Raw genomic sequence first — 13,510 nt, 5'->3', positions numbered from 1 at the left:
AAATTAAACTAAATAAGCATGAAGAAAAACTACATTTTGAAAGTATTATTATTATCATTTTTTATGATTTTTAGTACTTACTCATATTCGCAAATAACCCTCTACAGTCAAGATTTTGAGGGAACTGATTTTGATACATATCAATTACTGAATTCAGGTGGTAGTTCAGTTGGCTTTTCAACAACTGGAATAGATTATATAGTAAGAGCAACTCCTGCTTCTTTACCACTAGGAAATACTGTTACTGGTTTTTCTGGTAATGTTATCGCACTTGAAGATCATGATGGTGCTGGTTTTTCTGGACAACATAGTATTAACACCAACGCTATAAATATTTCTGGTGCTAGTGGAATAGCATTAAAAATTCGTCTTGCTGCTCCTAGAGGTAGCGATGGAAATAGATACGAGAGTGCAGACTTTTTACAAGTCCAAATATCAGTTGATGGTGGTGGTTTTCAAACTGTTATCAATACAGGTGGTACTTCTACTAATAATAATTATTATTATGATGCTTTAGGAAATGGTATTACTGGAACTGGTGATGATATATTAGTAAACCAGGCTTCGCAAGAAATTGAAGTAACTGTAGCTGAGACTGGAAGTTCTTTAGTGGTTCGTGTTCTTTTTGATTCTCAAGGTCCACAAGAAGAAATTTTGTTTGACGATATTGTTGTTGAAGCAGCAATGGTTATTGGTGTTGAAGAAACTAAATTAGAAAATAGTGTTGAATTATATCCAAACCCATCAAACGGAAATCTTATTATTAAAAATTCTACGGTAGTATTACAATCTGCTACTATTACTGACATTAACGGTCGTACCGTTGCAACTATTCCATTATCAGGTGTTGTTCAAGATGAAAGCCTAAGTTTAAATTTAAAATCTGGTGTTTATTTTATGCAATTGAATTCTGATACAGCGACAACTACTAAAAAATTAATTATCAATTAATTATTGATTTTTACATAATATTGAAAAGCGGATACAATTGTATCCGCTTTTTTTATGCTTTTTTTTTGAAATTCAAGTACTGTTATCGGTATTGATTAATACCGCTTTTTCTGCTTTTTGTCATTTTACTAAGTCGCTTCAAACCCTACGAAAATAAAGAGAATTGTTGTTGATAACATTACTTTTATGGTTTATGACTCGCTTTTCTTTGAAACGAGTACAATTCTACGGAAGTGTGAAAATTGGGTTTTGGGTTTTGGGTTTTGGGTGAATTTTAATTTAAAATTGAGTATTACTAAAAAAACGAGCACCATTACAGCGCTCGTTTTTATAATGTTTTATGTGAGATTGAGTTAGTTTTTACTGGCAATCCAGTTGTCTACTAAATCGCTTAGTACGTTTAGTGGCACTGCTCCATTGCTAAGTACTACTTCGTGAAACTCGCGAATGTCAAACTTGTCTCCTAGTTTTTCTTTTGCATTTTTTCGAAGCGCAATGATTTTGTTCATTCCAACTTTGTACGCCGTTGCTTGACTTGGCATTACAATGTGGCGTTCTACCATTTTAACGGCGTCAGACTCCGCATTTGGCGTGTTAGAAGTGTAATAGTTAATTCCTTCTTGACGCGTCCATTTACGTGCGTGAATTCCTGTATCGACAACCAATCTACATGCGCGCCATAGTTCCATTGCCAAACGTCCAAAGTCGGAATACGGATCGCTATAGAAGCCCATTTCTTTTGGAATGAATTCAGAGTATAATCCCCAACCTTCCACATACGCCGTGTAACTACCAAATTTTCTAAACATTGGAACGTCTTTCAATTCTTGTGCAATAGCAATTTGCATGTGATGTCCTGGAATTCCTTCGTGGTACGCCAATGCTTCCATTTGATAGCTTGGCATTGCTTCCATATCATACATGTTTGCATAGTATGTTCCTGGACGCGAACCATCTAAAGCAGGTTGTTGGTAGAATGCTTTTCCAGCAGATTTTTCACGAAATGCTTCGACTGCTTTTACTTGAATGTCTGCTTTTGGTTTTGTGATGAATAGTTCATTTAAACGTGATTTCATTGTCGTAATCATGTCTGTAGCTTTGTCCATGTATGCTTTACGTCCTGCCGCCGTTGCAGGATAATAGAATTGTTTGTCATTTTTCATGTACACAAAGAATTCAGCTAAATTCCCTTTGAAACCTACTCTATTTTTGATTTTTTTCATTTGACTATGAATACGATCTACTTCTTCCAAACCAAGATCGTGAATTTCATCGGCAGTCATCGTTGTTGTTGTTGTTCGCTGTAAGGCTATGTTGTAAAATTCTGTTCCGTTCGGAAATTTCCAAGCGCCATCTTCATCTGTAGCTCGTTTTCTTTGTTCTTCTAGTAATAGAATTAACGAGCCATACGCAGGACGAACAGAGTTTAACATTGCATCTTTTGCCAATGCTTCTAATTTTTTACGATCTTCATCTTCTAATGCCAAGCCTGCAATTTTAGAGGTGAAATCGTCCCAAAGTGTACTGTTTTTGCTACTGTTATCAAATGGTTTTCCTTTGATGATGTTTTCGCAATCGCTAATTACATGATCAAATACAAATTTTGGAGGCATAATTCCTGCCTTTTCACGATCTTTTAAACCACCTTCTATTTGTGTAAAAAGATGATTCATAGCTACTAAACGCGAAATGTATGCTTTGGCGTCTCCTTTGTCTTTGATTTGATGCATGTTAATTAAGAACGCAGGAATTTCCGCTTGCATTCCGTGCATTTGATTCAACGGATAGTTGTACAATTTGTATGTATGATCACTGATTTGATCCTCCATTTGTTGCTTGTACAACTTATAACTCAATGCCGTAGATTCGTCTAAAGCAGCAACATCTATATTTTCAGTCAACCATTTTACACGATCTTTGGCTACTTGCAATCGTTTTTCTTCAGCTTCAGGTGAAATATCGTCCCATTTACCATAATCAGTTTTGTCTCCTATACGAGTTTGCATTTCTGGAGAATCCTTTAAGTCTTGTTTAAATTGTTCTTGAAACCAATTATTGAGAAGTTTTGATTGCTCAGTAACTTCCGCTTCTGTATACGTTTTTACTACTTCCTTTTTTTCACTTTCACAAGCCGTAAAGGCTGCAAAAAAAACGAGTATCAATATACTTTTAGTGATCTTATACATATAATTTTCGAGTTAATTATTTTCTTTTATTGAATTTATCAATTCCGTCTTTTAGCCATTTTTCATATTCCACTGGATCTGGTGTATAAGCTGCAGGTTTCGTCAAATCTCTTCCATTCACATCTTGAATAATATATAATGGCTGCGCATTTGTATTGTAGCGTGTTTGTTGAAATTCTTTCCACTTGTCTCCTATGGTTCTAATTCTATTTCCTGTTGCTTTTGATTCATATTGTTCTTCTTTAGGAAGCTCAGTTCTATCATCTGCGTATAAAGAAATTAAGACAACATCATTACGAATCATGTCAAGAATATTCCCTTCTGTCCACACCTGTTCTTCCATTTTACGGCAGTTGACACAGGATTTTCCTGTGAAATCAATCATAACAGGTTTGTTTACTTTTTTAGCATATTCTAGTCCTTTTTCATAGTCTAAAAACGCCATGATTTCGTGTGGTCCTTCATGGGTAAATTCTCCTTCTATTTTGGGAGTATCTTCTTTTTTTGCTTCTGAGTAGCTAACGGTTGCTTTTGCTCTCTTTTTGTAACCAACACCATACGGCGATTCACTATTTCCGTTCATTGGTGGTGGAAATCCGCTAATTAATTTTAGTGGTGCTCCCCATAATCCTGGCAACATGTATATTGTAAATGCTAAAGTTAACATTCCTAAACAGGCTCTACCAACTGATATTTTTTGTAGCGGACTGTCATGCGGCAATTGAAGTTTTCCAAATAGATACATTGCTAATGTTCCAAAAATGGCAATCCATATTGCTAGGAATACTTCTCTGTCTAAAATGTGTAAGTCTAAAACAATATCTACCATTGATAAGAACTTGAACGCAAACGCCAATTCTAAGAATCCTAATACAACTTTTACTGTGTTTAGCCAACCTCCTGATTTTGGCAACGAATTCAGCCAACCTGGGAATACTGCAAATAGTGCAAACGGAATTGCAATAGCTGTTGAGAATCCAAGCATACTGACAATAGGCGTTATTCCACCAATTGTTGCGGCTTCTAATAGTGCTGTTCCTGCAATTGGAAATGTACATGAAAATGATACTACTGCTAATGCTAATGCCATGAAAAAGATTCCGAGGATTCCGCCACGATTCGATTGCTGATCTACTTTGTTCATCCAAGAACTTGGCAGCATAATTTCGAATGCGCCCATGAATGAAAAGGCAAAAATGACCAATACAAAAAACATGATTAGGTTAAACGGAACTCCTGTAGATAAGTCATACATAAAATTGGAACCGAATAATGCGGACATTGCCGTTCCTAATCCTGTGTAAATTACAATGATGAATAAACCATATAGTAATGCATTTCTAATTCCTTCACCTCTATTTTTACTTTGCTTGGTAAAGAAACTTACGGTCATTGGTATCATTGGAAATACACATGGCGTTAGCAATACTCCGAAACCTAGTAAAAATGCAATCAAAAAGGTTGCCCATAAACTTCTGTCTAGTTTATCGTTTTTTGCAGTTGTTAAGTCAAATTCGATGTCTTTTACCGTTGGTGGCAAACATTTTTCATCGTCACACACCATAAATAATACTTCTGCTTTTATGTTTTTGACAACCGTATCTGTAACCTTTATTTTTTGAGTAAACGTAGCTTCTTTCTCATAGAAAGATATTTTTTTGTTGAATACTTTATCAAATACTTCTTTGGTTTCTGATTCTTCTACTTTTCCAACAGTTGAATATTTTTTCCCTGCTTCTAAAAACGTAAATTCGGTAGGAAAAGGACCGTCATCACCATAACTTTTTTGCGAATATAAGTGCCATTTGTCTTCAACCGTAGCTTTCATTACAAGCTCATATTCATTATTTGGTAATTTATATACTTCGCTAGACCATTGCACAGGATCAAATACTTTTGGCTGCTCGTTTTGAAATGCATTTCCGCTTGTATGAGATGCGTCTGCTTCTTGCTTATCGTCTGGAGTGGCTACAGGTGCTTTTCTTCCTGGTATTTTAAATGTAAATGTTTCGTCACCTAATACACATTTTTCATCATCACAGCTTTGATATATAACCTCTGATGTTATTTTATATGCATCCGGATTGGTTACTTTTACTTTTTGTGTAAATGTAGCTTTCCCAGTAAAATACGTGAGTTTAGCCTGAAAAACTTTGTCAAACTTCGTAATTCCTTTGCTTTCTTTGTTTTTTCCGACAAGGTTAAAATCATCAGCTTTTTGAATGGAATCGTACATAAATTCAGTTGGAAAACCGCTGTTCTCTTCTAAGTATTGAGAGTACAAACGCCATTTTGTTTGAATTTCTGCTTTGTAGATTAGTTTAAATTCTGTATCTGAAATTTTTTCAATCTCAGAAGTCCATTCTACTGGATTGTTCACTTGTGCATGCACAGCGTAACTGGACACACATAAAAGTAAGAGCGTAATTAGTTTTTTCATCTGGTAATACTTGTTGTTTACATTGTTACATAAAATTCGTCAATCATAATTTTAGGTGTGATATGAGTTTTCATGACTTGTTTTCGTACAATGTTAGCTTAATAATAGTTTTAGTTAGTTTAGTTAATTTGTACCGATTGTCCGAACGTTTTCCGATAATCCATACAATGCTTTCTCCACTACACAGCAACCATTGATTTTCTTTGTCAATCAACGAATACTTTTCATCTTTGAAGTATTTGCTCAACTTCTTTTTTCCTTTCATACCGAATGGATAGAAATAGTCTCCATTTTGCCATTTTCTTACGGTTAAAGGAAACTTTAACATCTCTTTTTCAATATATAAGATGTTTTTTCCTGTGTCAGTTATGCCTGTTACTTCTTCGATTTGTAGTCGAATAGGTGTTTTTATTATTGATTCCGAATTGTTAATTACAATCACTTCGGAAGCATTTTTATTTTTTGTGCGCTTTTGAATTAACAAATGCGTTCTGTCTTTAATCAATCGGTACTTTGCCGAAAACAATTGTTTTCCTGTTTGTCCTGATAGCAAATCAGAAACATCATTCCAAGCATTGAATCCAAATTTTTTGAGCAATTCGTACGTATATGCTTTCGGATTCGCTAGTTTTTGTAATGCTGCAATTTCAATTCTGTATTGATTGTCTGCAACAGTTTCTACAAGTTCTTCACGAAGTTTTTGAATACTTTCATGAATAATGTCTTTGCTTTCGCGTAAATGGACTTGCGTGCGTTCAAAATTGTCCATGAACGTTGGATGCAATTCTTTTAACAACGGCACAATATCATGTCTTATTTTATTGCGAACGTATTTTGTAGAAGCATTGCTGCTATCTTCTCGCCATTGCAGTTTGTTAGTTCCCGCGAAAGCGTAAATTTCAGCTCTAGTAAACGGCAATAATGGACGAACAATAATTCCGTTTCGTTCAGGAATTCCTGTCAAACCTTCAATTCCAGTTCCTCGTGATAGATTGATTAAGAACGTTTCCAACGCATCGTCTTTGTGGTGCGCTGTTAAGATATAATCGTATTGAAATGTAGTTGCAATTTCCTGAAACCACTCGTAGCGCAGTTTTCGTGCAGCCATTTGAATAGATAGTTTCTGTTGGTTTGCGTATTTTTCTGTGCCAAATTTCTTTGTAAATACTTCCACATTCAACTCAGTTGCCAAGTTTTTGACAAAAGTTTCATCTTCATCACTTTCTTCTCCGCGCAATTGAAAATTACAGTGTGCAAATCCAATCGAATAGTTTAACGAATGAAATAGTTTTGCCAATACAACACTGTCCAATCCTCCACTAATAGCAATCAATATTTTTGACTGCTTCAAAAATGGTAAATGCTCCGCAATATGTTTTTCTATATTTCCTAGCAAACGAATAGATTAAACAGAGTACAACCCTTATTATACTTACTGTTCCCAAAGATAATTAAATAGCCGAATTAACCATGAAAACAGCTTAGAAATGTTGTTATTGAAATATAATATCAATGTAGTCAACAAATGTTTTCGACATAAACATTTTTAAAATTAAATAATGATATTGAACCGTATTTTTATATTTTTAAAAAATGATTGAAAGTTATGGAATATGAATATATAATTGTTCAAAGTGTTTTAACAAAAGAAAGAGGTAAACATGGACCAATTCATATTAAACCTCTACCAAATCAAGATCCATATTTGGAAACTATGTTTGTTCAATGTTCTAAAGTTCTATCTAATGACTTTCCTGTTGGGACAAAATTTAAAATTAGAGCAAAAATAATTCACCCAATCGGAAAACGTTCATTTGTGTCAAGTCATTACAGTTGGCCATTTGAAGTATTAAAAGATTAAATACTTCTGTTATAAATAAAGAATTTAGTGATGTTCTTTTTATAGTGGTTACTCCAACACTTCACGCATCGCTTTTGCTTTTATTAAGCACTCTTCGTATTCTTTTTCAGGAATTGATTTTGCTGTAATAGCGCCACCAACAGAATAGGAAACGTATTTTTTTGTGCTATTGTAAAGAATGGAACGAATAACCACGTTGAAATCGAAATCGTTTTGTGGAGTAAAGTAACCGATTGCGCCCGAATAGATACCGCGTTTGGTTTCTTCCAAGTTTTCTATAATTTGCATTGCCGAAATTTTTGGCGCGCCAGTCATACTTCCCATTGGAAATGTTGTTCTTAATATTTCAATCGGATTTTGGTCTGCTGCAACTTCTGAAACGACTGTGGAAATCATTTGATGTACTTGATCAAATGTGTAAATTTTGCAAAGCTCTTCTACTTGTACACTTCCTTTGATGGCGGTTTTTGATAAATCGTTTCGTACCAAATCGACAATCATAATATTTTCTGCGCGTTCTTTTTCGTCGTTTTGCAGGTTTTCTATTAATTGTTGATCTTCAAGAACATCTTCTGAACGCTTTGCAGTTCCTTTGATTGGCTGTGAAATGAGTTTAGTGCCATCTTTTTTTATGTACCGTTCTGGCGAAGCCGAAAGAATGTATTTGTCTTCCAGTCGCATATAGGTTGCAAAAGGCGGCTTTGAGATGGAATTTAAATGTGTATAGGTTGAAAGCGGATCAATTTCAGCATTTTCAGCATAAAACTCTTGACAAAAATTCGCTTCATATATATCTCCTCGATGAATGTGCGCAAGCATTTTGTTTACTTTTTCGTGATATTCATCTTTGTGAATTCGGAGTTTTATTTTAGGACGATGTTCTTTGTTGGAATCTTTATGATGGAATACTTCTTGATCAATTTCAGTATGTAGAATTGCATGAACATCTTCTTGCAATTCATCATCAACCATTTGTAAATATTGAACTTCTAGCGTATTTCCTTTTAGAAAGAATATTTTTTTGGGTTGAAAGAAATACAATTCAGGAAATGCCAAACCATCATGATTTTGCGAGATTAAATGCTCAACGTCATTTTTTAAATCATAAGATAGATAACCAAAAATCCAATCGTTGGTCATTTTTTGATATTCTTCTAGTTTTTGAAAACCGTTTATATAATCTGTTTGTAAGAGTGTCAATGCGTCTACTGCTAAAATTGCATCAAAACCGTTATGATTTGCTTTATAGTCATTTGAATCGAGCCAAACTACTTCATGGTATTGCTTACTCCATAACAACAGTTGTTGTTTTATGATGGATGTGTTTTCTAGGGAAAATTTTAACGTGACTCTCAAGAATTCAAGTTTAAGTTGCTAATTTCTGAATTAAAGATCGCATTGCCAAATGTTGTTGGTTGTTTCTAGCTATTGGTTAAATTATACCTAAACATCATCCTATAAGTGTATGAAATGTAATTTTGTATTGATTGATAAGTGAAGGTTTTCATCTAAAAGCAACTATTTCTTTTCAAAATACGGTAAATCCCGTAGTTGTTTACGTGAATAACTCTATGTTCTCGCATGTTTGTAACAACTACTTTTGAATCATCTTATAAAATCACCCAACTTAAAAGTTTAGATACGAGCATCTATACGAATGTTTCCGCCTGGGTGATTTTAGCTGGAAAACATTGGTTAGATGCTCTATTAACTAGTAAGAAATAGCAATGAAAAAAAATATAGCAATCATCATCCTATTTATTTTAATACCGCTACAATCCTTTTCACAAGATGTTATTCTTTCTAAAAAAGAAAAAAGAGCAACAAATAAAGGCATCAAAAAGATTAAACCGCAAGAAACTTCACTTTGTGATTTTTATAAAATCATATATAATAACTATTATAACGACTTTATAGATATTACAGGAGAAAAAAAAGATGAGGATCGTTTTGGAGAGCAATGGGAAGCAAATATCGCTATTCCAGCCGTTTTTACTGATTATACTATTAATACAACACATCATGTTTTTCGCTTAGAAGTTTATGAAGGATTCGATTTAAAAAAAGCAAATACAGCATTAGAAAATTTATATAATGATTGGTATGCATGTAGATTTAATAGTGGGAAAGAATTTAGATTCATAAAACAAGAAAATCATTTAAAAAAAGAAAGACATAACCTTAAAAAAAGAATATTCTACTTAACAACCACAACGGATAATTTATTAATAAAATTCAATTTAAGTGGTGGTTATAAATATAATGAAAGAGAGACTAGTATTGAAGACGTATATACAGTTTCGCTCTCATTTATTCGCTTAAATGACAAACAAAAAGTAATTACAAAAATAATAGATCAATAGATCTTATAACATTAAAATTTAAAATTATGAAAGTACAAAATTGGATGAGTTGGGAAGCTGGTGTAGATCTAGTAGCCCTATCAAATGATACAATAGAAATGCCAAATATAATAGTACATTTAGCCAGAATGGTACATACTCCTGTTGGATCTGCACCATCAGGAATGTTATTATTACCAAACGAAGACGGAACACCAAAAGTTATGGGATTCATTTCTACCAGTAAAGTAGTAGGCGATTACTTTGCAAAGAATGTTTTTGCTGGTACTCCTTTTGAACAAGCTCCAACCATCGTTGGGGAAATATCGGTACATACAAACATGCCAAACTTTGCAGAGGTAACCGTGAAAATTGAAGGTTTTGAAGTGCATTTAAAACTTTCAAACTTTGGAGCATTGACAAGAGTAAACAGACAGTCACCAAGTTTACCTTTTCATGATAACTCTTTAGAAGCCGAAGCAAAAACGGTAGCGTTAACAATAAACAATATACCTACGCCAGTAATTGTTCCTCCAATGGGAATGAGCGGTGGACCAGCAGCGGTATATTCTGCAACAGGATTTTATTCTATATAATCTAAAAACATTTAAAATGAAAAACTTAATTAAATTAATCGTCATTATTGTAGTAACTTCAATAGTATCATCTTGTTCGTCGACTAAAAGCTTGGCAAAAGAAGGCATTCTTTTAATAGAAGGAAGTGATTTGTATTATGAAGTACAAGCTGGTGATGAAAAGTGGAACTTTGATCTTAATATCAATCATTTTGGCAATTCTATTTCCTTCGATTATGATTTGGGTGATGCATCTGGAACTATTTCTATAGATGAAAAAGCACTAAAAGAATCAACCAATTTATATAACTATTTTGGTAATGGTTATAAGAGACTTACTGAGAAAACAACAGTTTGGGTTAGCAAAAAGATGTTTAAAGATTTAAAATCAGGAAAACCAGTTGCTATTGGTTTGGGTAACTCAGATTCGGAAAAAGAACTATTTACCTTAACAGGAAAAGAAACGTACTCGTTTGGTAATAAAGAAGATGGAGTACCTTATAATATACCTGTTTTAATAGTAGCAACCAAAGATGCTAAAAAAGAAATTTGGATCGCTGACGACTCAAATAATCGATTAATTGTAATGATGAAACTCGATTTTAGGATTGATTTGGTAAATTATAAAGAATATGACGGCTACTAAACGTTTGGTAAAATATAAGAACATCAAATAGCTAATCTTATACATAAAAAAGAAGCTATCTAGAAAGTTAAAATTTCGTCAAACCAAACTTGATTCGGTCTCTCATCATCATTGAAAATCAGTGTAATGAGATTCTGAATTGAATTCAGAATGACGCCTTCTATAACTTTACAGACAGCCTCTTTTATGTATTTACAAACTGCTTATATATTAAGCGTTGTTTTCTTTTTTGATTAAATTTAAGGCAGAACCCTCATTGTACCATTCAATCTGACTTTGGTTGTAGGTATGGTTTGCTACAATTACATCTTTGCTTCCATCTGCATGAACTGCTTCGATTGTTAATGGTTTTCCTGGTGCAAATTCGTTTAAGTCAACAAAGTTGAATGTATCATCTTCTTGAATTAAATCGTAATCACTTTCATTAGCGAACGTTAACCCTAACATTCCTTGTTTTTTAAGGTTTGTTTCGTGAATACGTGCAAACGATTTTACAATTACTGCGGCAACACCTAAGTGTCTTGGCTCCATTGCTGCATGCTCACGTGACGAACCTTCTCCGTAGTTATGATCTCCAACTACAATTGTATAAACACCAGCAGCTTTGTATGCACGTGCTGTTTTTGGAACTGCATCATATTCTCCATCTAACTGACTTTTCACAAAGTTCGTTTTCATGTTGTATGCGTTTACGGCACCAATTAAACAGTTGTTAGATATATTATCTAAGTGTCCACGGAAACGTAACCAAGGTCCAGCCATAGAAATATGGTCAGTTGTACATTTTCCATGTGCTTTTATTAATAATTTTGCTCCGTTGATTTCTGAACCAATTGGCGTAAATGGAGTTAGTAACTCTAAACGCTCAGAATCTGGGTTTACGTTAATTTGAACATGAGAACCATCTTCTTCTGGCGCTAAATATCCGTTGTCTTTTACATCAAAACCTTTTGGAGGCAATTCCCATCCTGTTGGTTCGTCTAACATTACTTCTTCCCCATTTTCGTTGATCAAAGTATCTGTCATTGGGTTAAAGTCTAAACGACCTGCAATTGCGATTGCTGCCGTAATTTCAGGAGAAGCTACAAATGCATGTGTGTTTGGGTTTCCATCTGCACGTTTTGCAAAGTTTCTGTTGAATGAGTGAACGATGCTGTTTTTTGGTGCATTTTTAGGATCGCTATAACGTGCCCATTGTCCAATACAAGGTCCACAAGCGTTTGTAAATATTTTTGCGTCTAATTTTTCGAATATATCAAGAATTCCATCACGTTCTGCTGTGTAGCGTACTTGCTCTGATCCTGGATTAATTCCTAATTCAGACTTCATTTTTAATCCTTTGTCTAAGGCTTGTTGTGCAACAGAAGATGCTCTTGATAAATCTTCATACGAAGAGTTTGTACAAGAACCAATTAATCCCCATTCTACTTGCATTGGCCATTCTTTTTCTTGTGCTCTAGCCGTCATATCAGCACCAACTGGTGTTGATAAATCTGGCGTAAACGGTCCGTTTAATAATGGGCCAAGTTCTGATAAGTTAATTTCAATAACTTGATCAAAATATTGTTCTGGATTTGCATATACTTCTGCATCTCCTGTTAAATAGTCTTTCACTGAGTTAGCTGCATCAGCAACATCGCTTCTGTCTGTAGCACGTAAATAACGTTCCATAGATTCGTCGTATCCAAACGTTGACGTTGTTGCGCCAATTTCAGCTCCCATGTTACAGATTGTTCCTTTTCCTGTACATGACATAGAAACGGCTCCAGGTCCAAAATATTCAACAATAGCTCCTGTTCCGCCTTTTGCAGATACAATTCCAGCTACTTTTAAGATCACATCTTTTGGTGCTGCCCAACCAGAAACTTTTCCAGTTAGTTTTACACCTATTAGTTTTGGAAATTTTAATTCCCAAGGCATTCCAGCCATTACGTCAACGGCATCAGCACCACCAACTCCAATGGCAACCATTCCTAATCCACCTGCATTTACAGTGTGTGAATCTGTTCCGATCATCATTCCGCCTGGAAAGGCATAGTTTTCTAATACTACTTGGTGAATAATTCCAGCTCCTGGTTTCCAAAATCCGATTCCGTATTTGTTTGATACTGACTCTAAGAAATTAAATACTTCACTACTGTTGTTCATTGCAGATTGCAAATCGGTAGTAGCACCAACTTTGGCTTGGATCAAGTGGTCACAGTGTACTGTTGTCGGAACTGCTACTTTTGTTTTTCCTGCTTGCATAAATTGCAATAGTGCCATTTGTGCAGTTGCATCTTGACAAGCAATACGGTCTGGAGCAAAATCTACATAGTCTTTTCCTCTAACAAACGCTTTGTTTGCCGTTCCATCCCATAAGTGTGAGTATAGTATTTTTTCTGAAAGTGTTAATGGTTTACCAGTAATTTCGCGTGCTTTATCTACACGTTCCACTATTGTTTCGTAAACCTTTTTTATCATGTCAATATCAAAGGCCATATATTCGTTTTTTAGTGTTTTGAAAGTC

General features: G+C 34.5%; 10 protein-coding genes. 5 read left to right on the top strand and 5 right to left on the bottom strand.

Features of this window, described 5'->3' with window-relative positions; translation table 11 throughout:
- Positions 1-18 precede the first annotated feature (18 nt).
- Positions 19-951: a T9SS type A sorting domain-containing protein gene (locus AB8B65_RS07895; protein WP_405300345.1), complete on the top strand. Its 933-nt coding sequence runs from the start codon at positions 19-21 to the stop codon at positions 949-951.
- Positions 952-1,304: 353 nt separating this feature from the next.
- On the opposite strand, the gene AB8B65_RS07890 is transcribed toward AB8B65_RS07895, so the two are convergent.
- The 3 genes from AB8B65_RS07890 to tilS form a co-directional block, all read right to left on the bottom strand.
- The gene (locus AB8B65_RS07890) at positions 1,305-3,137 is read right to left on the bottom strand and encodes a DUF885 domain-containing protein (RefSeq protein ID WP_405300344.1); all 1,833 of its coding nucleotides are present in this window, start codon (positions 3,135-3,137) and stop codon (positions 1,305-1,307) included.
- Positions 3,138-3,153: 16 nt separating this feature from the next.
- Positions 3,154-5,577 carry a protein-disulfide reductase DsbD domain-containing protein gene (locus AB8B65_RS07885; RefSeq protein ID WP_405300343.1) on the bottom strand — a complete coding sequence of 808 codons (2,424 nt, stop codon included), beginning with the start codon at positions 5,575-5,577 and terminating at the stop codon, positions 3,154-3,156.
- 70 nt (positions 5,578-5,647) lie between these two features.
- Positions 5,648-6,973 (bottom strand): tRNA lysidine(34) synthetase TilS, encoded by a 1,326-nt coding sequence (gene tilS, locus AB8B65_RS07880; protein ID WP_405300342.1) that lies wholly within the window; start codon positions 6,971-6,973, stop codon positions 5,648-5,650.
- 210 nt (positions 6,974-7,183) lie between these two features.
- Between tilS and AB8B65_RS07875 the strand changes: the two genes are divergently transcribed.
- Positions 7,184-7,438, top strand: coding sequence for a hypothetical protein (locus AB8B65_RS07875; RefSeq protein ID WP_405300341.1), 255 nt, complete (start codon positions 7,184-7,186; stop codon positions 7,436-7,438).
- A gap of 48 nt (positions 7,439-7,486) precedes the next feature.
- On the opposite strand, the gene pabB is transcribed toward AB8B65_RS07875, so the two are convergent.
- Positions 7,487-8,794 (bottom strand): aminodeoxychorismate synthase component I, encoded by a 1,308-nt coding sequence (gene pabB / locus AB8B65_RS07870; protein ID WP_405300340.1) that lies wholly within the window; start codon positions 8,792-8,794, stop codon positions 7,487-7,489.
- A gap of 371 nt (positions 8,795-9,165) precedes the next feature.
- Here pabB and AB8B65_RS07865 point away from each other — a divergent pair, with 371 nt between their 5' ends.
- The 3 genes from AB8B65_RS07865 to AB8B65_RS07855 are packed head-to-tail and all read left to right on the top strand — an operon-like array spanning position 9,166 to position 11,001.
- Positions 9,166-9,801: a hypothetical protein gene (locus tag AB8B65_RS07865; RefSeq protein ID WP_405300339.1), complete on the top strand. Its 636-nt coding sequence runs from the start codon at positions 9,166-9,168 to the stop codon at positions 9,799-9,801.
- A 26-nt stretch (positions 9,802-9,827) separates the two neighbouring features.
- A complete protein-coding gene (locus AB8B65_RS07860) occupies positions 9,828-10,376 on the top strand; it encodes a hypothetical protein (RefSeq protein WP_405300337.1) in 549 nt (182 codons plus the stop codon).
- A gap of 16 nt (positions 10,377-10,392) precedes the next feature.
- Positions 10,393-11,001: a hypothetical protein gene (locus AB8B65_RS07855; RefSeq protein ID WP_405300336.1), complete on the top strand. Its 609-nt coding sequence runs from the start codon at positions 10,393-10,395 to the stop codon at positions 10,999-11,001.
- A 210-nt stretch (positions 11,002-11,211) separates the two neighbouring features.
- Here the strand turns inward: AB8B65_RS07855 and AB8B65_RS07850 are convergent, their stop codons facing one another.
- Positions 11,212-13,482, bottom strand: coding sequence for an aconitate hydratase (locus AB8B65_RS07850; protein WP_405300372.1), 2,271 nt, complete (start codon positions 13,480-13,482; stop codon positions 11,212-11,214).
- Positions 13,483-13,510: the final 28 nt, after the last annotated feature.

Source organism: Kordia sp., from assembly GCF_045105435.1.
Lineage (GTDB): Bacteria > Bacteroidota > Bacteroidia > Flavobacteriales > Flavobacteriaceae > Kordia.
Note: the sequence above shows the minus strand (reverse complement) of the source record. Positions and strands in the feature narration are given on the sequence as shown.

Excerpts from the sequence above, each read along its gene's own strand:
- AB8B65_RS07865 (WP_405300339.1), top strand. The coding sequence starts at position 9,166 with ATGAAAAAAAATATAGCAATCATCATCCTATTTATTTTAATACCGCTA.
- AB8B65_RS07875 (WP_405300341.1), top strand. The coding sequence starts at position 7,184 with ATGGAATATGAATATATAATTGTTCAAAGTGTTTTAACAAAAGAAAGA.
- AB8B65_RS07850 (WP_405300372.1), bottom strand. The coding sequence starts at position 13,482 with ATGGCCTTTGATATTGACATGATAAAAAAGGTTTACGAAACAATAGTG.
- AB8B65_RS07890 (WP_405300344.1), bottom strand. The coding sequence starts at position 3,137 with ATGTATAAGATCACTAAAAGTATATTGATACTCGTTTTTTTTGCAGCC.
- AB8B65_RS07855 (WP_405300336.1), top strand. The coding sequence starts at position 10,393 with ATGAAAAACTTAATTAAATTAATCGTCATTATTGTAGTAACTTCAATA.
- AB8B65_RS07885 (WP_405300343.1), bottom strand. The coding sequence starts at position 5,577 with ATGAAAAAACTAATTACGCTCTTACTTTTATGTGTGTCCAGTTACGCT.
- AB8B65_RS07860 (WP_405300337.1), top strand. The coding sequence starts at position 9,828 with ATGAAAGTACAAAATTGGATGAGTTGGGAAGCTGGTGTAGATCTAGTA.
- AB8B65_RS07895 (WP_405300345.1), top strand. The coding sequence starts at position 19 with ATGAAGAAAAACTACATTTTGAAAGTATTATTATTATCATTTTTTATG.